The 19,169-nt window shown below is 72.2% G+C and carries 18 protein-coding genes; 5 read left to right on the forward strand and 13 right to left on the reverse strand.

Annotation, left to right across the window (positions count from 1 at the left end; all coding sequences use genetic code 11):
* Positions 1-160 precede the first annotated feature (160 nt).
* Positions 161-1,240: a WD40/YVTN/BNR-like repeat-containing protein gene (locus tag ABD841_RS10495; RefSeq protein ID WP_344970155.1), complete on the forward strand. Its 1,080-nt coding sequence runs from the start codon at positions 161-163 to the stop codon at positions 1,238-1,240.
* Between the two features lie 547 nt (positions 1,241-1,787).
* Here the strand turns inward: ABD841_RS10495 and ABD841_RS10500 are convergent.
* From ABD841_RS10500 to ABD841_RS10545, 10 genes are all read right to left on the reverse strand, one after another.
* Positions 1,788-3,566 carry a DEAD/DEAH box helicase gene (locus ABD841_RS10500; RefSeq protein WP_344970156.1) on the reverse strand — a complete coding sequence of 593 codons (1,779 nt, stop codon included), beginning with the start codon at positions 3,564-3,566 and terminating at the stop codon, positions 1,788-1,790.
* Between the two features lie 368 nt (positions 3,567-3,934).
* Positions 3,935-4,300: a metal-sulfur cluster assembly factor gene (locus ABD841_RS10505; RefSeq protein ID WP_344970158.1), complete on the reverse strand. Its 366-nt coding sequence runs from the start codon at positions 4,298-4,300 to the stop codon at positions 3,935-3,937.
* Positions 4,297-4,734, reverse strand: coding sequence for a Fe-S cluster assembly sulfur transfer protein SufU (gene sufU / locus ABD841_RS10510; protein ID WP_344970159.1), 438 nt, complete (start codon positions 4,732-4,734; stop codon positions 4,297-4,299). Before sufU ends, ABD841_RS10505 begins: the two co-directional genes overlap by 4 nt.
* Positions 4,735-4,852: 118 nt before the next feature.
* The gene (locus ABD841_RS10515) at positions 4,853-6,112 is read right to left on the reverse strand and encodes a cysteine desulfurase (protein WP_344970161.1); all 1,260 of its coding nucleotides are present in this window, start codon (positions 6,110-6,112) and stop codon (positions 4,853-4,855) included.
* Positions 6,112-6,885, reverse strand: a complete 774-nt coding sequence (gene sufC / locus ABD841_RS10520) for a Fe-S cluster assembly ATPase SufC (protein ID WP_344970163.1) — start codon at positions 6,883-6,885, stop codon at positions 6,112-6,114. The genes ABD841_RS10515 and sufC overlap by 1 nt, the downstream gene beginning before the upstream one ends.
* Before the next feature lie 2 nt (positions 6,886-6,887).
* Entirely contained in the window at positions 6,888-7,205 is a 318-nt protein-coding gene (locus ABD841_RS10525) for a non-heme iron oxygenase ferredoxin subunit (protein ID WP_344970165.1), read from the reverse strand.
* Positions 7,202-8,320 carry a Fe-S cluster assembly protein SufD gene (sufD, locus tag ABD841_RS10530; protein WP_344970166.1) on the reverse strand — a complete coding sequence of 373 codons (1,119 nt, stop codon included), beginning with the start codon at positions 8,318-8,320 and terminating at the stop codon, positions 7,202-7,204. Before sufD ends, ABD841_RS10525 begins: the two co-directional genes overlap by 4 nt.
* Positions 8,320-9,732 carry a Fe-S cluster assembly protein SufB gene (gene sufB, locus ABD841_RS10535; protein WP_344970168.1) on the reverse strand — a complete coding sequence of 471 codons (1,413 nt, stop codon included), beginning with the start codon at positions 9,730-9,732 and terminating at the stop codon, positions 8,320-8,322. The genes sufD and sufB overlap by 1 nt, the downstream gene beginning before the upstream one ends.
* Entirely contained in the window at positions 9,729-10,520 is a 792-nt protein-coding gene (locus tag ABD841_RS10540) for a helix-turn-helix transcriptional regulator (protein WP_344970279.1), read from the reverse strand. The genes sufB and ABD841_RS10540 overlap by 4 nt, the downstream gene beginning before the upstream one ends.
* 105 nt (positions 10,521-10,625) lie before the next feature.
* A complete protein-coding gene (locus tag ABD841_RS10545) occupies positions 10,626-11,861 on the reverse strand; it encodes a multidrug effflux MFS transporter (protein WP_344970169.1) in 1,236 nt (411 codons plus the stop codon).
* Between the two features lie 257 nt (positions 11,862-12,118).
* Here ABD841_RS10545 and ABD841_RS10550 point away from each other — a divergent pair, with 257 nt between their 5' ends.
* The 4 genes from ABD841_RS10550 (at position 12,119) to ABD841_RS10565 (ending at position 16,503) form a co-directional block, all read left to right on the forward strand.
* Positions 12,119-13,027 carry an ABC transporter ATP-binding protein gene (locus ABD841_RS10550; RefSeq protein ID WP_344970171.1) on the forward strand — a complete coding sequence of 303 codons (909 nt, stop codon included), beginning with the start codon at positions 12,119-12,121 and terminating at the stop codon, positions 13,025-13,027.
* A 223-nt stretch (positions 13,028-13,250) separates the two neighbouring features.
* Positions 13,251-13,964 carry an ABC transporter permease gene (locus tag ABD841_RS10555; protein WP_344970280.1) on the forward strand — a complete coding sequence of 238 codons (714 nt, stop codon included), beginning with the start codon at positions 13,251-13,253 and terminating at the stop codon, positions 13,962-13,964.
* A 75-nt stretch (positions 13,965-14,039) separates the two neighbouring features.
* Positions 14,040-15,482, forward strand: a complete 1,443-nt coding sequence (locus tag ABD841_RS10560) for a glycosyltransferase family 39 protein (RefSeq protein WP_344970172.1) — start codon at positions 14,040-14,042, stop codon at positions 15,480-15,482.
* A 91-nt stretch (positions 15,483-15,573) separates the two neighbouring features.
* A complete protein-coding gene (locus tag ABD841_RS10565; RefSeq protein ID WP_425581970.1) occupies positions 15,574-16,503 on the forward strand; it encodes an EamA family transporter in 930 nt (309 codons plus the stop codon).
* 43 nt (positions 16,504-16,546) lie between these two features.
* Here ABD841_RS10565 and ABD841_RS10570 read toward each other — a convergent pair whose 3' ends face one another.
* The 3 genes from ABD841_RS10570 to ABD841_RS10580 are packed head-to-tail and all read right to left on the reverse strand — an operon-like array spanning position 16,547 to position 19,169.
* Positions 16,547-17,230 (reverse strand): GntR family transcriptional regulator, encoded by a 684-nt coding sequence (locus ABD841_RS10570; RefSeq protein ID WP_344970174.1) that lies wholly within the window; start codon positions 17,228-17,230, stop codon positions 16,547-16,549.
* 17 nt (positions 17,231-17,247) lie between these two features.
* Positions 17,248-18,174 (reverse strand): ornithine cyclodeaminase family protein, encoded by a 927-nt coding sequence (locus ABD841_RS10575; protein ID WP_344970175.1) that lies wholly within the window; start codon positions 18,172-18,174, stop codon positions 17,248-17,250.
* Positions 18,171-19,169, reverse strand: coding sequence for a proline racemase family protein (locus tag ABD841_RS10580; protein WP_344970177.1), 999 nt, complete (start codon positions 19,167-19,169; stop codon positions 18,171-18,173). The genes ABD841_RS10575 and ABD841_RS10580 overlap by 4 nt, the downstream gene beginning before the upstream one ends.

Below are 19,169 nucleotides of genomic sequence, written 5' to 3' on the forward strand. Positions count from 1 at the left end.
CCAGACTTGAAATAGCGAACCCTGCTTGCTTATAGCAATTTTTCGATAACCTGTACGAGTAATGTGATGGGGGTCACAGATCATCCGGCGGCCGGGCCGCCGCGATCCACCGTCCCGGAGGGGCGTGCACTCCCACGGCGAATTCGGAAAGGAGATCGTCATGCGCGACGCACTGCTCGCGATCGGCACGCGTAAGGGCCTGTTCCTGGCCCGCTCCTCGGGGGGCGGCCCGTTCGAGGTGGAGCCGGTCCGCTTCTCCACCATCGGGGTGCACGCGGTCACGATCGACACCCGCGGCCCCGTGCCCCGCATCCTCGCCGGGATCGAGTACGGCCACTTCGGCCCGTCCGTGATGTGGTCCGACGACCTCGGCGAGACCTGGCAGGAGGCCCGCCAGGCGCCGATCGCCTTCCCCGAGGAGACCGGGGCGTCACTCACCCGGGTCTGGCAACTCCAGCCCTCCCCCACCGAGCCGGACGTGGTCTGGGCCGGGGTCGAGCCGGGCGCGTTGTTCCGCTCCGAAGACGGCGGCGTCACCTTCTCCCTGGTGGAGGGGTTGTGGAACCATCCGCACCGCTCCCAGTGGCAACCCGGGGGCGGCGGCCTGTGCCTGCACACCGTGCTGCCCCACCCGAACGACCCGAAGAGCATGGCGATCGCGGTCTCCACCGGCGGTTTCTACCGCAGCACCGACGGCGGCGTCTCCTGGGAGGCGGCCAACCGGGGAATTCGCGCCCCCTTCTTCCCCGAGGGGTCGCAGTACCCGGAGTTCGGGCAGTGCGTGCACAAGGTCGACAGGCATCCCTCCCGGCCCGAGCGGTTCTTCCTCCAGCACCACTTCGGTGTCTACCGCAGCGACGACGCCGGCGGCACCTGGACGTCCATCGGCGACGCCCTTCCCTCCGACTTCGGCTTCCCGCTGGCCGTGCACCCCGACCGCCCCGACACGCTGTACGTCTTCCCCCTCAGAGCCGACGAGGACCGCACGCCGGTCGACCACCGGAGCAGGGTCTACCGCAGCGACGACGCCGGCGGCACCTGGCAGGCCCTGACCGCGGGGCTGCCCGAGGAGCCGGTCCATGCCGCCGTGCTGCGCGACGCGATGCACGCCTCGGGAGCCGGGGTCTTCTTCGGCACCCGCGACGGCGAGGTGTACGGCTCCCGGAATGACGGCGACAGCTGGTTCCCCGTCGCCCGGCACCTGCCGGACGTGCTCGTAGTGCGCGGGGCGCTGCTCTGACCACCCGCGGCACCCCGTGCCGGGGCGCCCGGCACGTCCATGACGCGTGGTGTACACGGTTGTGCCCCCGGTGAGCCGACCGTCATCACGATGCGTGTCGCCGCCAGGGGTGAGAAGCACACCGGGGCGGTGGGCGGACGGAAAAGGGCCGGTACGGCGATGCCGTACCGGCCCCTTTCGAATGAGCCCCGGGTAAGCCCCGTCGGGCCGCGGGTGAGCGCTGCGCCGGTGGCGCCCCGCCTCCGCGAGGCACCACACACCAGACCACCGGAGCCCCGCCTCCGCGAGGCACCACACACCAGGTCCCGCGGCACCCCGCCCCGGCAAGACACCACACATCGGATCACCCGCCGGAGCCCCACCTCAGCGGAGCGGCGCACCGGACCACGAGCGACGCCGACGGTTTTGCCCCGGGCGGCGTACTTGACCTGTGGCCTCAGCAGAGCGTCGCACCGGACCGCGAGCGGCGCCCTGCCGCACCGGGCACACCGCGCCAGAGCGCGCGGCCCGGTGGAGACCCTCGCCTCGGCGGGGTCCCGCGTGGCGCTCAGCGGCCGTAGTGGTGACCGCCGGAGTGACCGCGGTGGCCGCCACGCTGGCCGCGGCCGTCGGGACGGCCCTCGGCGCGGAACTCACCGCCGCGGAAGCCGCCCTGGCGGTCTCCCCGGTAGCCGCCGGCCGGGCGGTCGGAGCGGTAGCCGCCCTCCCGCCGGTCGGAGCGGTAGCCGCCCTCCCGGCGGTCGAAGGGGAACGCGTCGCGGTCGCCGTCGCGCCGGTCGGCGCGGAAGGCGCCGTTGCCACGGTCACCGACGGGACGCTCGGCGCGGTGGCCGCCGGCGCGGTCGCCGCGGAACGGCTCGCGGCGCTCGCCGCGGTAGCCGCCGGCCGGGCGGTCGGAGCGGTAGCCGCCGTACGATTCGCCACGGGCGTCGTCGCCGAAGGCGCGGTCGCGGGGCTCGTGGTCCTCACCGTAGCCGGGGCGCTCACGGAACCGGCGCGGGCCGCGCCCGCCGCCGAAGCCCTCGCGGCCGTCACGGCGGCGGCGCTGCTTGGCCACGGGGGCGGCGGGCTCCCAGACCGGGATGGCCTCGCCGCTGGGCGTGCGGGCGCCGGCGGCCTCCTCCAGGCGCGGGTGACCCGGGGTGGCCTTCAGGCGGAAGGGCTTGATGCCCGCGCGGCGGGTCATCGCGTCGGTGGAGCGGCGCTCGTTGGGGAGCACCAGCGTCATGACGGTGCCCTTCTCCCCGGCGCGGGCGGTGCGGCCGCCGCGGTGCAGGTAGCTCTTGTGGTCCTGGGGCGGGTCGACGTGCAGCACGAGGCTGATGTTGTCGACGTGGATGCCGCGGGCCGCGACGTCCGTGCAGACCAGGACGTTGATCGTGCCTTCCTTGAACTCGGCCAGGATGCGGGTGCGCTGGTTCTGGCGCTTGCCGCCGTGCAGGCCGCCGGCGCGGACGCCGACCTGGGCAAGCTGCTTGCAGAGGCGGTCGACGCCGTGCTGGGTCCGCACGAAGAGGATGGTCCGGCCCTCGCGGTTGGCGATCTCGGCGGTCACCGGGAACTTGTCGTCGCGGTGCACCTCCAGGAGGTGGTGCTCCATGGTCTCCACCGAGGAGGCGGCCGGGGCCATGGAGTGGGTCACCGGGTCGGTGAGGAAGCGGCGGACGAGCTTGTCGACGTCGCCGTCGAGGGTGGCGGAGAACAGCAGGCGCTGGCTGTCGGCCGGGGTCTGCTGCAGGATCGCGCTGACGACCGGGAAGAAGCCGAGGTCGCACATGTGGTCGGCCTCGTCCAGGACGGTCACCCGGACCTCGTCCAGCGAGCACTCGCCCTGCTGGATGAGGTCGGTCAGCCGGCCCGGCGTGGCCACGACGACCTCGACGCCGCGGCGCAGCGCCTCGATCTGGCGGCCCATGGACATGCCGCCGACGACGGTCTTCATCCGCAGCGACAGACCCCGGCCGAGCGGCTCCAGGGCGTCGGTCACCTGCATGGCGAGTTCGCGGGTCGGCACCAGCACGACGGCCAGCGGGCGGCCCGGCCGGGCCTTGACGCCGGCGACGCGAGCCATCATCGGCAGGCCGAAGGCGAGCGTCTTGCCGGAGCCGGTCTGGCCGCGGCCGAGGACGTCGTGCCCGGCGAGGATGTCGGGGATCGTGGCCCGCTGGATGGGGAAGGGGCTGTCGATGCCCTGGCGGGCGAGCCCGGTCACCAGAGGCTTCGGCAGGCCGAGCAGGGCGAACTCCGACGGGCCGTCGGAGATCGGGGAGAGCCCGTCGCGGGTCTGGGAGATCTCGGTGATTTCGGGCAGGACAGCGTCAAGCATGGTCACGAAGGGTCGTGCCTTTCGATAGAAGAACGGGGCACGTCACTTCTGCGAAAGGACGAGCCTGGAACGCACGGCCGGGGAGCCGTGCTCGATCGACGCCCAGGTGGGGGCGGTGGTGCGGTGCAAGTCGAGGCGCACCGCACGGGGCGGGAAGATCTTACCCGCACGCAGTCAAACCACGATCAAGCATACCCGGCGTTCGCAGTGCCGGGTCGGTCGGGGCGGTCGGCCTGAGCCGGCCGCTTGTCCGTCGGTGGGAGTCAACACTCCCGGCCGGGCTTTTCTTCCCGGCCGTGGAAATCCTCTCACACAATCCGGTACGGCTCGCACCCCATCGGGGCGCGAGCCGTACCGGAGCGGAGGCGTCAGACGTTGAAACCGAGCATGCGGAGCTGCTCGCGCCCCTCGTCAGTGATCTTGTCCGGGCCCCACGGCGGCAGCCAGACCCAGTTGATCCTGACCTCGGAGACCATGCCCTCCAGGGCGGAGTTGGCCTGGTCCTCGATGACGTCGGTCAGCGGGCAGGCCGCGCTGGTCAGCGTCATGTCGATGGTGGCGATCGGCGCGACGCCCTCCCCGGCGGGGTCGAGGTTGAGCCCGTAGATCAGGCCCAGGTCCACGACGTTGATGCCGAGTTCGGGGTCGACGACGTCCTTGAGGGCCTCCATGACCTCGTCATGGGTCGTCTCACCGTCGTACGCCGACGTCGGCGTCTCAACAGCCTTGCTCATTTCGTACTCCTCACGACCGCGTCCTTGTAGGCCATCCAGGCGAGCAGCGCGCACTTCACGCGGGCGGGGAACTTGGCGACCCCGGCGAACGCGACGGCGTCCCCGAGCACGTCCTCGTCCGCCTCGACCTTCCCCCTGCCCTGCATGAGCCGGGTGAACTCGTCCACGACACCGAGCGTGTCCTCCACGGTCGAGCCGGTGGCGAGCTCGTGCAGCACGGAGGCGGCGGCCTGGCTGATCGAGCAGCCCTGCCCGTCGTAGGAGACGTCCTCGACCTTGCCGCCGTCGCCGAGTTTCACCCGCATGGTGATCTCGTCGCCGCACGTCGGGTTCACGTGGTGGACCTCGGTGTCGTACGGGTCGCGCAGCCCCCGTCCCTGGGGGTGCTTGTAGTGTTCCAGGATCAGCTCCTGGTACATGGACTCGGCGATCATATGGTCGTGCTCACCTTCTCGTTCGCTGCACCGTGCGCTCGCGCGTCGCCGGCCGCCGCGCCGGGGACGCGTCGTCCCGGCGCGGCGTTCCCTCGCCGGCCCGACTGTCCGGGCACGGCTAGGCGAACACCTTCCGCACGTGGTGGAGGCCGCGGACCAGGGTGTCGATCTCGGCCGGTGTGTTGTACAGGTAGAAGGACGCCCGCGTGGTCGCGGGAATCCCGAACCTCAGGTGGAGCGGACGGGCGCAGTGGTGTCCCACCCGCACGGCCACTCCGAAGTTGTCGTCCAAGATCTGCCCCACGTCGTGAGGGTGAATCCCCTCAAGGGTGAAGGAGACCGTACCGCCGCGGTCGGCCAGGTCCAGCGGGCCGATCACCTTCAGGCCGGGCACCTCCCGCAGGGCGTCGAGCGCGTAGGCGGTCAGCTCGCGCTCGTGGCGGACGATCGCGTCCATCCCGACGTCGGTCAGGTAGTCGACCGCGGCGCCGAGGCCGATGGCCTCGACGATCGGCGGGGTGCCCGCCTCGAACTTGTGCGGGGCGGGCGCGTAGGTCGAGTGGTCCATCCAGACCGCCTCGATCATCTCGCCGCCGCCCAGGAACGGGGGCATGGCCTCCAGCAGCTCACCGCGGGCCCACAGCACGCCGATCCCGGAGGGGCCGACGACCTTGTGGCCGGTGAAGGCCAGGAAGTCGACGCCGAGCGCCGCCACGTCGACCTGCTGGTGGGGCACCGACTGGGAGGCGTCGAGCATCATCAGCGCGCCGACCTCGCGGACCCTGGCGAGCACCGGGGCGACCGGGTTGACCGTGCCCAGCACGTTCGACTGGTGCACGATCGAAACGATCTTGGTGCGCTCGGTGACGAGCTCGTCGAGGTTCGACAGGTCCAGCCGGCCCTCGTCGGTGACGGAGAACCACCGCAGCGTGGCGCCCGTGCGCTGCGCGAGCATCTGCCACGGCACGATGTTGGAGTGGTGCTCCATCTCGGAGATGACGATCTCGTCGCCGGGGCCCATCCGGAAGCGGGGGTCGTCGCAGGCGCGGTTGCCGAAGGAGTACGCCACCAGGTTGAGCGCCTCGGAGGCGTTCTTGGTGAAGACCACCTCACTCGCGGCGGGCGCGCCGATGAAGGCCGCGACCTTCTCCCGGGCGGTCTCGTACGCCTCCGTCGACTCGGCGCCCAGCACGTGCATGGCCCGGCCGACGTTGCTGTAGTGCATGGCCAGGTGGTCGCGCATGACCTCGACCACCTGGGTGGGCTTCTGCGCGGAGTTCCCCGAGTCGAGGTAGATCAGGGACCTGCCGCCGGGCAGCTCGCGGGAGAGAACCGGGAAGTCCTTCCTGATCCTCTCCACGTCAAAGCCGGTGTCCATCAAACCGATGCCTTCGTGTAGGCCTCGTAACCCTCGGCTTCGAGCTTCTCGGCCAGCTCCGGACCACCCTCGGTGACGACCCGGCCGCCCGCGAAGACGTGGACGAAGTCGGGCTTCACGTAGCGCAGGATGCGGGTGTAGTGGGTGATGAGGAGCACGCCGGTCTCGCCGGAGGCGCGGAAGCGGTTGATGCCCTCGGAGACCACGCGCAGCGCGTCGACGTCGAGGCCGGAGTCGGTCTCGTCGAGGACGGCGATCTTCGGCTTGAGAAGCTCCAGCTGGAGGATCTCGTGGCGCTTCTTCTCGCCGCCGGAGAAGCCCTCGTTCACGTTGCGCTGGGCGAAGGCGGGGTCGATGGACAGGGCGTCCATGCCGTTCTTGAGGTCCTTGGCGAACTCGCGCAGCTTCGGGGCCTCGCCGCGCACGGCGGTGACCGCGGTGCGCAGGAAGTTGGAGACGCTGACGCCGGGCACCTCGACCGGGTACTGCATGGCGAGGAACAGGCCGGCGCGGGCGCGCTCGTCGACCGAGAGCTCCAGCAGGTCGACCCCGTCCAGCAGCACCTGGCCACCGGTGACGGTGTACTTGGGGTGACCGGCGATGGCGTACGCGAGGGTGGACTTGCCCGAGCCGTTGGGGCCCATGATGGCGTGGGTCTCACCGGAGCGGACGGTCAGGTTGACGCCACGCAGGATTTCCTTGTCCCCGACGGCGACGTGCAGGTCGCGGATCTCAAGGGTGGAGCCCGAGGGGACTCGGCTCGAATCAGACACTGTTATGACTCCTTCGAGAGCGAGACGAGGACGTCATCGCCGTCGATCTTGACTCGGTAGACGGGGACGGGCTTGGTGGCGGGCGGACCGGTGGGCTTGCCCGAACGCAGGTCGAAGCACGAACCGTGCAGCCAGCACTCCAGGGTGCCGTCGTAGACCTCACCCTCGCTGAGCCTCACCTCGGCGTGGGAGCACACGTCGTGCAGCGCGTAGACCTCGTCCCCCTGACGGACCAGGGCGACGGGGGTCTCACCCACCTCAAGGCCGATCACCCCCTCGTCGGGGATGTCGGTGACCTTGCAGACCTTCTCGAACGTCACTTCTCCAGCTCCGCCTCGACCTTGGCGAGCACGCGCTCGCGGAGCTCGGGAACCTCGATCTTCTCCAGCAACTGGGCGAAGAAGCCGCGGATGACCAGGCGGCGCGCGTCGTCGAAGGGGATTCCGCGGGCCTGGAGGTAGAAGATGTGCTCGTCGTCGAGGCGTCCGGAGGCGCTGGCGTGACCGGCCCCGGCGACCTCGCCGGTGAGGATCTCCAGGTTGGGCACCGAGTCGGCGCGGGCGCCGTCGGTGAGCAGGAGGTTGCGGTTGAGCTCGTACGTGTCGGTGCCCTCGGCCTCGACCCGGATGATCACGTCGCCGATCCAGACCGCGTGGGCGTCCTGCCCCTGCAGCGCGCCCTTGTAGACGACGTTGCTCTTGCAGTTGGGCTGCGAGTGGTCGACCAGGAGGCGGTGCTCCAGGTGCTGGCCGGCGTCGACGAAGTACAGGCCGGTCAGGTCGGCGTCGCCGCCGGGGCCGCTGTAGGAGACCGACGGCGACAGGCGCACCAGGTCGCCGCCGAGGGTGACGACGAAGCTGCGGAAGGTCGCGTCCTTGGCGAGCAACGCGTGGTGGTGGGAGACGTGCACGGCGTCGTCGGCCCAGTCCTGCAGGCTGATGACCCTGAGCGTGGCACCCTCGCCGACGACGAACTCGACGTTGTCGGCGTAGACCGCGCTGCCCTGGTGCTCCAGGACGACCACGGCCTCGGCCAGCGGCTCCACCCGCACGACCGTGTGGCCGTAGGCCGCGCCCTGGCCGGACCCGGTGACGGTGATCACGGTCGGCTTCGAGGCGACCGCCTCGCGCGGGACCGTGAGGACGGTGGCCTTCTCGAAGGAGGCGTACGCCTGGGCGCTGACCCGGTCGGCGGGCACATAGGCCTTGCCGATCCGCTGGTCGTCGCGGCCGACGGTCTCCACGGTGACCTCGGGGGCGGCGTCGACGTGGACGACGACGTTCGCCGCGGCCGCGGCGCCGCTGTGCAGGCCCTTCAGGCGCGACAGCGGCGTGAAGCGCCACTCCTCCTCGCGGCCGGTCGGGACCGGGAAGTCGTCCACGTTGTACGACGCCTTCTCGTGGAGGGTCGACAGGGGTTTGGTGTCGAGACCCATCAGCCGACGGCTCCTTCCATCTGCAGCTCGATCAGGCGGTTCAGCTCCAGGGCGTACTCCATCGGGAGTTCGCGCGCGATCGGCTCGACGAAGCCGCGCACGATCATCGCCATCGCCTCGTCCTCGCCGAGACCACGGCTCATCAGGTAGAAGAGCTGGTCCTCGGAGACCTTGGAGACCGTCGCCTCGTGCCCCATGGAGACGTCGTCCTCGCGGACGTCGACGTAGGGGTAGGTGTCGGAGCGGCTGATCTGGTCGACGAGCAGCGCGTCGCACTTGACGGTGCTGGCGCTGCCGTGCGCGCCCTCCTCGATCTGGACCAGGCCGCGGTAGGAGGTGCGGCCGCCGCCGCGGGCGACGGACTTGGAGATGACGGAGGAGCTGGTGTTGGGCGCCAGGTGCACCATCTTGGAGCCGGCGTCCTGGTGCTGGCCCTCACCGGCGAAGGCGACGCTGAGGGTCTCGCCCTTGGCGTGCTCGCCCATGAGGTAGACGGCCGGGTACTTCATGGTGACCTTGGAACCGATGTTGCCGTCGATCCATTCCATGGTCGCGCCCTCGTAGGCGACGGCGCGCTTGGTGACCAGGTTGTAGACGTTGTTCGACCAGTTCTGGATGGTCGTGTAGCGGCAGCGGGCGCCCTTCTTCACGACGATCTCCACGACCGCGCTGTGCAGCGAGTCGGAGGAGTAGATCGGCGCGGTGCAGCCCTCGACGTAGTGCACGTAGGAGTTCTCGTCGACGATGATCAGGGTCCGCTCGAACTGGCCCATGTTCTCGGTGTTGATCCGGAAGTAGGCCTGCAGCGGGATCTCCACGGAGACGTTCGGCGGCACGTAGATGAAGCTGCCGCCGCTCCACACGGCCGTGTTCAGGGCGGCGAACTTGTTGTCGCCGACCGGGATCACGGTCCCGAAGTACTCCTTGAAGATCTCCTCGTGCTCCTTGAGGGCGGTGTCGGTGTCGACGAAGATGACACCCTTCTCCTCAAGGTCCTCACGGATCTTGTGGTAGACCACCTCGGACTCGTACTGGGCGGCGACGCCGGCGACCAGACGCTGCTTCTCGGCCTCGGGGATGCCGAGCTTGTCGTAGGTGCTCTTGATGTCCTCGGGCAGTTCCTCCCAGGAGGCGGCCTGCTTCTCGGTCGAGCGCACGAAGTACTTGATGTTGTCGAAGTCGATGCCGCTGAGGTCGGAGCCCCAGGTGGGCAGCGGCTTCTTGCCGAACAGGCGCAGACCCTTCAGGCGCAGGTCCAGCATCCACTCCGGCTCGTTCTTCAGCGCGGAGATATTGCGGACGACCTCCTCGGACAGGCCGCGACGGGCCGTCGCGCCGGCGGCGTCCGGGTCGGCCCAGCCGAACTTGTAATTCCCGAGGCCTTCCAGCTCCGGGCGGTCGGTGACAGTCACCTTCCGGTCTCCTTGCTCGATGTATCGATCGTTTCGTGGCTTGCTGACGTTCGCGCCGCTCCGGGCGGTGGAGGGCTCGCCGGGCGCTCCCTCATGCCCGGTCCGGCCACCCGGTGGGGGCTCACATGAGTGGTGCACACGCCGTCGCCGTGGGCGATGGTCGCGAGTCTCTGCACGGGGGTGCCGAGGATGCGCGCGAACGCCTCCGTCTCGGCTTCACACAGCTGCGGGAACTCCGCGGCCACGTGCGCCACCGGGCAGTGGTGCTGGCACAGCTGCTCACCGCCGAGGCCGGCCTTGGTGGCCGAGGCGGCGTAGCCGTCGGCGGACAGGGCCTCGGCGAGGACGCGCACCCGCTGGTCTTCGGGGACCTCGCTCATCCGCGGCTGCAGCCGGGCGACGAGGCCGGCCACCTGGGACCGGGCGAACTCCGCCACGGCCTGCTCGCCCATGCGCTCGGCGAGGAAGCGCAGCGCGCTGCCCGCGAGGCCGTCGTAGGCGTGCTCGAAGGCGCTGCGCCCGGCGTCGGTGATCACGAACAGCTTCGCGGGCCGCCCGCGCCCCCGCTGGCCGCGCGGCCTGGCCGTGCGTGCCTCGGCCATCCCGTCGGCGAGCAGCGCGTCGAGATGCCGGCGGACGGCGGCCGGGGTGAGGCCGAGCCGCTCGCCGAGGGCCGCCGCGGTGACGGGCCCGCACTCCAGGATGAGCCGGGCGACACGCGCGCGCGTGCTGCGCTCGGCGGACACGCCGGCGGACCGCACGGTGGCGGTCTCCTCGACGTCTCGCATCCCGGTCATGTTTTTCACAACATCAGTGTGCCGTAATTGCTTCCCGGGCGACAAACCGATGTTCTTCCCCGGGGGGATGCAATGTGTCACGCAGGTAAGGCTTACCTAAACTGCGGAAACGCCCTTCGGCGGTCTCCGCAGGCCGACGAAGACGGCGAGCGAGACGAGGGTGAACCCGATCAGGACGACGGCCATCGGCAGCGCCGACTCCTCACCCCCGAGGCCGACCAGCGGGGCCGCGAGCGCGCCGAGCGCGAACTGCAGCACGCCGGTCAGCGCCGAGGCGCTCCCGGCGACCTGCGGGGGCTGACCGGCCAGGGCGAGCGCGCCGGTGCCCGGCAGGACGAACCCGGCCCCGCACATCATCACGAACAGCGCGGCGACCAGCACGGCCAGGGGCAGCCGCAGGACCGCGGTGGCGAGCAGCGCGACGGCCCCGGCCAGTCCGACGAACAGGCCGATGAGGATCAGCCGCGCGGGGTCGGCCCGGTGCCCGGCCAGGCGCCCGCCGATCTGCGCGGTGACGGTCAACCCGAAGGCGTTGAGGGCGAAGACCAGGGAGAACGTCTGCGGCGACGCCCCGTAGACCTCCTGGAGCACGAACGGCGAGCCGGAGATGTAGGCGAACATGGCCGCGAAGCCGAACCCGCCGGCCAGCGCGCTCGCCATGAAGGACCGGTCGCGCAGCAGGTGCCGGAAGGTGACGAGGGTGTGCCGGAGCCCGCCGCTCTCGCGCCGGTCGGCCGGGAGCGTCTCGCGCACTCCGAACAGCGCGGCGGCCAGCAGCAGCAGCCCGGCGACACTCAATGCGACGAAGACGCCCCGCCAGGAGGTGTGGTTGAGCAGCTGCGCGCCCGCGACCGGAGCCAGGATCGGCGCGAGGCCGGTGACGAGCATGAGGGTGGCGAAGATCCGGGCGATGGCCGCGCCCTCGTACAGGTCGCGGACGACCGCGCGGACGATCACCAGCGCGGCGCCGCCCGCGACGCCCTGGAGCAGGCGGAAGCCGACCAGCCCGTACACCGAGGGCGAGAAGGCGCACAGCAGCGAGGCGACGGCGTAGGCGGCGATGCCGAGCAGCAGCGGCCCCCGCCGGCCGCGCACGTCGCTGAGCGGACCGGCGACGACCTGCCCGACGGAGATCCCGATGAGGCAGGCGGTCAGGCTGAGCTGCACCTGCGCCGCCCCGGTCCCCATCTCCGCGGCGATGGCCGGGAGCGCGGGCAGGTACATGTCGATGGAGAGCGGGCCGATCGCCGACAGGGCGCCCAAGATGATCAGCAGCAGTCCTCTGCGCCGGACCGCCGGCGCCACCTCCGCTTCGACGACGGCCGCGGTCATCCCCTGTCCCCTTTTCCCTCGCACGCCACATCGGACCCGCAAGGGCCAGATGGTCCCAACTATCGTCGGGTCATCCCAATTCCTGGTTGTCGGAAATTTTCCACAAAAATTCTCGGCCGTCCGGCGGGGCGGACGGCCCGGCCGGGCGGCGGGGGGCGGAACCACCCGTCCGGGCGGCGGCGCCGGGCGGCGGCCCGGGGTCGCCGCTCTCCGGTCCGCGAGCGGGACCGGGGAGAGCAGTCCTTAGACTCGTGGCCATGGAATCCCCAGCCGTCGAGATCATCGATCTGGTCAAGAGATACGGCGGAACGACCGCGCTCGACGGCCTGACCCTCAGCGCCGCCCGCGGCGCGGTGACCGCGCTCCTCGGCCCCAACGGCGCGGGCAAGACCTCCACCGTGGAGATCTGCGAGGGGTTCCGCAGAGCCGACGCCGGCACGGTGAACGTGCTCGGGCTCGACCCGTCCAGGCAGGAGCTGCGCGCCAGGGTCGGGGTGATGCTCCAGGCGGGCGGCGTGCCCCCGGCCATGCCCTGTGGCCAGTGGCTGCGCCTGATGGCCCGCTTCCACGCCCACCCCCTCGACCCGGCGGCACTGCTGGAGCGGCTCGGGCTGACCGAGCACGCCCGCACGCCGTACCGGAGGCTCTCGGGCGGGCAGCAGCAGCGCGTGTCGCTGGCCGCGGCCGTCGTCGGCCGCCCCGAGCTGGTCTTCCTCGACGAGCCGACCGCGGGCCTCGACCCGCAGGCCAGGCACGCCTGCTGGGAGCTGGTGCGCGACCTGCGCGCGAGCGGCGTCTCGGTGGTGCTCACCACCCACCACATGGACGAGGCGGAGAAGCTCTCCGACCACATCGTCATCATCGACCACGGCCGGGTGGTGGCGGAGGGCACGCCCGCCTCGCTCACCGGAGCCGAGCGGCAGCTGCGCTTCCGCGCCCGCCCCGGGCTGTCCCTGGACGAGCTGCTGGCGGCGCTGCCGGCCGGCAGCGCCGCCAAGGAGTCACCGGCCGGGCACTACATCATCGAGGGGCAGGTCGGGCCGGAGCTGCTGGCCACGGTGACGGCCTGGTGCGCCGCCGAGGGCGTCACGGCCGACGACCTCAGCATCGAGCGGCGTACCCTGGAGGACGTCTTCCTTGAGCTGACCGGACGTGAGCTCCGATGACACCGGCGCCGGTCCGGCCCCGCCCGCGAGGCACGGCGCCGGCACCACCGGCACCCGCGCGGATCCCGCGCCCGCCCGCGGCATGCGCCCGGCCGCGCACCGGCCGTCCCCCCGACCCACCACGGCCCGCCGCCCGCCGGGCGCGGCCCGAGCCAGACCGCAGGAGAGCGAGTTGACCACCCTGGACCTCACCCCGGCCCCGGGAGCCGCGCCGCTGAGCCGGATGGTCGCGGCCCAGACGGGCGCGGAGATCAGGGCGATACTCCGCAACGGCGAGCAGCTCCTGCTCACGATGATCATCCCGGTGCTGCTGCTCGTCGGCTTCTCGGCGGCCCCGCTGGTCGACGTCGGCGGCTCCCGCGTCGACTTCACCACCCCCGGCGTGCTGGCGCTGGCGGTGATGTCCACGGCCTTCACCGGGCAGGCCATCGCGACCGGCTTCGAGCGCCGCTACGGCGTGCTGAAGCGCCTGGGCGCGAGCCCGTTGTCGCGGACCGGGCTGATGCTGGCCAAGACGCTCGCGGTGATCGCCGTGGAGGTCGTCCAGGTGGCGGTGATCTCCGTGGTGGCGGTCGCCCTGGGGTGGCGCCCGGCGGGCTCGCCCCTGACCGCGGGGCTGCTGATCGTGCTCGGCACCGCCGCATTCAGCGGACTCGGCCTGCTGATGGCGGGCACCCTGCGCGCCGAGGCCACGCTCGCCGCGGCCAACCTGGTCTATCTGGTCCTGCTCGGCTGCGGCGGGGTGATCTTCCCGCTGTCGAAGTTCCCCGAGTCGGTGCGGCCGGTGCTGGAACTGCTGCCGATCTCGGCGCTGACCGGCGGGCTGCGCTCGGTGCTGGCCGGCGGGGCCGGCCTGCCGCTGGCCGCCATGGCGGTCCTGGCGGCCTGGGCCGCGGTCTCGCTCTTCCTGACCTCGCGTACCTTCCGCTGGGAGTGAGCGCGTACGTGAGGATCGGATGATTTCTCGCTGAAACAATCATTAACAATGATCATCAGGGTCTAGCATCCCCTGGTGATCGTTACCGAAACACGGGCCCCCTCCCGTCCGGCAGCACGGCAACCGGCACGGATCTGGCCGAACGCGGCCGCGGGGATCGTCGCCATACTCGTCGCCCTCGCCGGCTCCTCCGCGGTCTCCCACTCGGGAGACGAGCTGGCCACCCTCAGCGCGGCCCGCCGCGGCCTGGGTGGCCTCTGGGAGCTGGCGCAGCATATCGACGGGCACTTCCTGCCCTACTACGGGTTCATGCATCTCTGGCTGGAACTCGGCCAGGCCGAGTGGTGGATGCGGTTGCCCTCGGCGCTCGCGACCGGCGCCGCCGCCGCGCTGATCGCCGACCTGGGGCGGCGACTGGGCTCGCCGCCCGCGGGGTTGTTCGCGGCCGTCGTCTACGTCCTGCTGCCGTCGGTCTCCTACCACGGGCAGAACGCCCGCCCCTACGCGTTCGCCGCCGCCGCCGCGGTGCTGGCCACCTGGGCGCTGCACCGGGCGATGGAGGAGCCGGAGCGGCGCGCGGGCTGGTGGAGGTACGCGGCGGCCGTCGGGCTGCTCGGCTGCACGCAGGTGTTCTCGCTGCTCGTGCTGGCCGCCCACCTGTCGGCGGTGGGCCTGTACGGCCGGGGCGTGCTGCCCAGGACGGTGGCGAGCATGGCTGTGGGATGCGTCCCCGGCGCGATGTGGACCGCGGTCGGCTTCGCCGAGCGGCACGCGATCAGCTGGATCAAGCTGCCCGAGCCGGACGTGTTCCTGGCGCTGCCCAAGATGATCGGGGGCACCGCCCTGGCGGGATGCGCCGTGCTGATCCTCGCGGTGGCCGCGCCGCTCGTGCGCCGGCGGCACGGCGCCGACCGGCTCTGGATCGCGCTGCTGGCCGGCTGGGCCGTGCTGCCGCCCCTGCTGCTGTTCGCCGTGTCCTATCTGGTCTCCCCGGTCTACGTCGACCGCTACCTGTTCGCGACGGTGCCCGCGTACGCGCTGCTGGCCGGTCTCACGCTCGCCGCGGTGCCCCGCGCGGTGGCCGGGCCCGCTCTGGCGGGCGTCCTGGTGGCGGGACTCCCCGGGCAGCTGGACGTCCGCCGGGAGGACGGGCACCACGAGAACTTCCCCCGGGCGGTGCGGATCATCACGGACGCGGCCGAGCCCGGCGACGCGATCGTCTACGGGCGCTCCTCGCTGCGTGAGGGCTTCCTCTACTACGGGGGCGGGAGCCTCCCCGACGACGTGCTGCGCACGGGTTCCGCCCCCCTGCCGGACTCCTTCGGGTACCCCGAGCGGGCCGACCTCGCCGCCGCCGTGGAGGGTCGCGAGCGGGTCTGGGTGATCTGGCGCGGCGGCTCCGCGGCGGCCTCGGGCGTCGACCGGGTCGGCGAGCTGACCGAGGAGGGGTTCACCCGCGTCAAGGCCTGGCAGGTGGGCCGGGTGCCCGGGATGACCGTGGCGCTCTACACCCGGTAGGCCCGTCCCGACGGGGCGTCTCATATGACGGACACCGCCGGAAAACGCCGGCCGGGGCAGGTAAGGTGCCAATCGATATATCACGCCTGACATGAGGAGCACTGTGACCGCCGAAGCCCTGCACGGCCCGGCCGAACCGTACCGGCCGGGGCCGACCGGGCCCGGGGCGCTGCTGCGGGCCGCGGCGGACGCCATCCCGCCGTCCGGGCTGGTCCTGCTGGCCATCCTGTCGGTGCAGGTCGGGGCCGGGTTCGCCAAGGACCTGTTCGCCCAGCTCCCGCCGAGCGCGGTGGTGTTCCTGCGGATCGCGATGGGCGCGCTGATCATGGGCGTGATCGCCCGTCCCCGGCTGAAGGGGCTGACCCGGGCGGACCTCGGGGTGGGTGTGGCGTTCGGCGTGACGCTGGGCGTGATGAACCTGTCGTTCTACGAGGCCCTGGCCCGGCTGCCCATGGGCATCGCGGTGGCGATCGAGTTCCTGGGCCCGCTGGGGGTCGCGGTGGCCGCCTCGCGGCGCCGGCTGGACCTGCTCTGGGTGGTGCTGGCCGGCTCGGGTGTGGTGCTGCTCGCCCCCTGGGGAACGGCCGCCTCCGGCATCAGCTGGGCCGGCATCGGCTTCGCGCTGGTCGCGGCGGCCTGCTGGGCCGGTTACATCCTGCTCTCGGCCGCCGTGGGCCGGCGCTTCCCCGGCACGACCGGCCTGGCCTTCGCCATGATCGTCTCGGTGGTGCTGATCGCCCCGGTGGGCATCGGGTCGGGCGGCGCCGACCTGCTCCAGCCGGAACTGCTGCTGATCGGGCTCGGCGTGGGCCTGCTCTCCTCGGTCATCCCCTACTCGATCGAGCTGGAGGCGCTGCGCAGGATGCCCAAGCGGGTCTTCGGCATCCTGATGAGCCTGGAGCCCGCGGTGGCCGCGATGGTCGGCCTGCTGGTGCTGGGCGAGGTGCTTCAGGTACGGGAGTGGGCCGCCATCGGGTGCGTGGTCGTCGCCAGCGTCGGGGCCACCCGCAGCGGCGGCTGAGCCCGGCCCCGGCCTCCCGGCGGGCCTGCCCCGGCCCGGAATGTCAATTCTCCGGATTGCTGGCCCAGATGCCCCGGACATGCCGGATGTGGTCGCGCATCAGCCGCTCGGCGCCGCCCGAGTCGCCCGCGGAGAGCAGGGAGAGCAGGGTCAGGTGCTCGCGGGCGGAGTCGGCGAGGCCGCCCCTGCGGTGCAGGGCCGACAGGCCGTACAGGCGGGCCCGGTTGCGCAGGTCGCGCACCACCTCCACGAGGTGGGCGTTGCCGCCCAGCGACAGCAGCTCCAGGTGGAAGCGGATGTCGGCGTCCACGTAGGCGAGCAGGTCGCCGCGCTCGGCCGCGTCGACGATCTGCTGGGCCAGCGGGCGGAGCCGCTCGAAGCTCGGGGCGCGGCCGGCGTCGGCGAGCTGCGCGACCGTGGGCACCTCGATGAGCCTGCGGATCTCGGTGAGCTCGTCCAGGTCGCGGTCGGACAGCTCGGTGACCCGGAAGCCCTTGTTGCGCACCGCCTCGACGAGGCCCTCCTTGGCCAGGTCGAGCATCGCCTCGCGCACGGGGGTGGCCGAGACGCCGAACTGGGCGGCGAGCACCGGGGCGGAGTACACCATGCCGGGCCGCATCTCGCCGGTGATCAGGGCCGCCCGCAGCGCGTGGGCCACCTGCTCCCGCAGGCTCTGCCTCTCGCCCACGGCCGGCAGGTCGAGCCGGTCGTCCGCCGTAGGAGCCATACCAGCGCCTCTCATGTTCATATCGCCCGTGTCCACGCCTCGTAGGCGGCTCCCGCCACCACCAGGTCCTCCCATGCCATGCCCACGCTCTTGAACACCCGGGGGCCGGACCGGAGGGACACGGCACCGGCGACCAGTTCCCGGAGGTTCCCCGCGAGATGACCAGTGGTGATCGTACCGTTCCCCAGGGGGACCAGGAGATCCCCCGCCTCGGCCAGGGCGGCGGTACGGGCCTCGACGACGACCGTGGCGCGGGCCACGAGGCCGTCGTCGAGCTCGCGGGCGTCCGGCTCGTGGGAGCCGACCGCGACCACGGTGACGCCGTCGCGGATCAGGGCGCCGTCGAACAGCGGGGTCCTGGCGCTGGTGCAGCAGGCGACCAGGTCGGCCCCGTCCGGGCCCTCGGCGGTCACGGCGCGGACGCCCCCGGCCGCGCACCGGGCGGCGAACGCCTCGGCCCGGCGCGGATCCCTGGCGATCACGTTCACCTGTTCCACCGGCCGGACCGCGCGGAAGGCCTCGACATGCCCCCGGGCCTGCGGGCCCGTGCCGTACACCGCCATGGTCGCCGCCCCCGGCTCGGCCAGGTGGCGCACGGCGAGCGCGGAGACGGCCGGGGTGCGCAGGGCGGTCAGCGCGACGCCGTCGATCGCGACCAGCGGGGCCAGGGTCTCGCCGTCCATCAGCAGGTACGTGCCCTGGATGCGGGGCAGGCCGCGGGCGGGGTTGGCCGGGGCGACCCCGGCGACCTTGATCCCAGCGTACCGGCCCCAGGCGGCGGGCATCAGCAGCAGCTGCCCGGCGGGGACCGGCACGACGGGCCGGAGCGGGCTGTCCTCCGGGTCGAGGCCGGCGCGCAGGGCGTCGTGCAGGCACCGCACGGCCGCGGCCATGGGAACCAGCTCGCGCAGCGCGCGCCCGTCCAGGTACGGCAGGCCGCTCATCGGAGGCTGAACCCCGCGCCGACCGGGTCCCGCGGGTCGAGCGTGAAGCGGTGCACCCCGGTGCAGTAGGCCATGCCCTCCACCTCGGGGATCACCCCCTCCGGGGTCACCTCGGCCACCCGGGCGCGGAAGGTCGTCCCGACGATGCTCTCGTGCACGAGGGTGCCGGTGAAACCGTCGTCGTGCAGCAGCGCCAGCCGGGCGGCGGTGCCGGAGCCGCAGGGCGAGCGGTCCACCTCGCCGTCGGCGAAGACCGTGACGTTGCGCTGGTGCCCGGGGCCGAGCTCCTCGTGGAAGATGACGCCGTAGACGCCGGAGAGCCGGTCGTCGTCCGGGTGCCCGGCCGCCGGGTGGCCGGCCAGGGCGGCCTTGACGGCCCGGCCGAGCGCGATCAGCTCGGTCAGGTGCTCGGGCGCGACGCTCAGCCCGAAGGCCGCGGCCGGGACCGAGGCGTAGATCGCCCCGCCGTAGGCGACGTCGACCGCGACCCCGGCCAGGCGGTCCGCGGCGCTCCCCCGCGCGGCCCGCGGCGGGTCGAGCCGGACGCCGCGGGCCAGCGCGTAGGAGGGGACGTTGCGGAAGGTGACGGCCTCGATGAGACCCGCCACGCAGCGGACCCTGGCCGTCACCCTGCCGGACGGGACGTCGACCACCACGTCGGTCTCCCCGTTGAGGTCGGCGACGACCAGCTCGCTCTGCACGGCGTACACGCCGAGCGCGATGGTGCCGTGCCCGCAGGCGGTGGAGTAGCCGTCCTTGTGCCAGAACAGCGCGCCGAGGTCGGCGCCGGGGCCGTCCGGGGGGACGAGGAAGCAGCCGTACATGTCGGCGTGCCCGCGCGGCTCGTGGCAGAGCAGCCGCCGCACGGCGTCGATCTCCGGCGCCCGGGCCGCCTCCCGGCGCTCCAGGACCGTGTGCCCGGGGATGTCCGGTGCCCCCGCGGTCACGATCCGGAACGGCTCTCCGGCGGTGTGGTAGTCGATGGTCTCGATCAT

The sequence above is a fragment of the Streptosporangium fragile genome (genome assembly GCF_039534445.1).
GTDB lineage: Bacteria > Actinomycetota > Actinomycetes > Streptosporangiales > Streptosporangiaceae > Streptosporangium > Streptosporangium fragile.

Excerpts from the sequence above, each read along its gene's own strand:
- ABD841_RS10505 (WP_344970158.1), bottom strand. The coding sequence starts at position 4,300 with ATGAGCAAGGCTGTTGAGACGCCGACGTCGGCGTACGACGGTGAGACG.
- sufD (WP_344970166.1), bottom strand. The coding sequence starts at position 8,320 with ATGGGTCTCGACACCAAACCCCTGTCGACCCTCCACGAGAAGGCGTCG.
- ABD841_RS10500 (WP_344970156.1), bottom strand. The coding sequence starts at position 3,566 with ATGCTTGACGCTGTCCTGCCCGAAATCACCGAGATCTCCCAGACCCGC.
- ABD841_RS10570 (WP_344970174.1), bottom strand. The coding sequence starts at position 17,230 with ATGGCTCCTACGGCGGACGACCGGCTCGACCTGCCGGCCGTGGGCGAG.
- ABD841_RS10580 (WP_344970177.1), bottom strand. The coding sequence starts at position 19,169 with ATGATCGAGACCATCGACTACCACACCGCCGGAGAGCCGTTCCGGATC.
- ABD841_RS10540 (WP_344970279.1), bottom strand. The coding sequence starts at position 10,520 with ATGCGAGACGTCGAGGAGACCGCCACCGTGCGGTCCGCCGGCGTGTCC.
- ABD841_RS10545 (WP_344970169.1), bottom strand. The coding sequence starts at position 11,861 with ATGACCGCGGCCGTCGTCGAAGCGGAGGTGGCGCCGGCGGTCCGGCGC.
- ABD841_RS10550 (WP_344970171.1), top strand. The coding sequence starts at position 12,119 with ATGGAATCCCCAGCCGTCGAGATCATCGATCTGGTCAAGAGATACGGC.
- ABD841_RS10565 (WP_425581970.1), top strand. The coding sequence starts at position 15,574 with ATGAGGAGCACTGTGACCGCCGAAGCCCTGCACGGCCCGGCCGAACCG.
- ABD841_RS10495 (WP_344970155.1), top strand. The coding sequence starts at position 161 with ATGCGCGACGCACTGCTCGCGATCGGCACGCGTAAGGGCCTGTTCCTG.
- sufU (WP_344970159.1), bottom strand. The coding sequence starts at position 4,734 with ATGATCGCCGAGTCCATGTACCAGGAGCTGATCCTGGAACACTACAAG.
- ABD841_RS10515 (WP_344970161.1), bottom strand. The coding sequence starts at position 6,112 with ATGGACACCGGCTTTGACGTGGAGAGGATCAGGAAGGACTTCCCGGTT.
- ABD841_RS10575 (WP_344970175.1), bottom strand. The coding sequence starts at position 18,174 with ATGAGCGGCCTGCCGTACCTGGACGGGCGCGCGCTGCGCGAGCTGGTT.
- ABD841_RS10555 (WP_344970280.1), top strand. The coding sequence starts at position 13,251 with ATGGTCGCGGCCCAGACGGGCGCGGAGATCAGGGCGATACTCCGCAAC.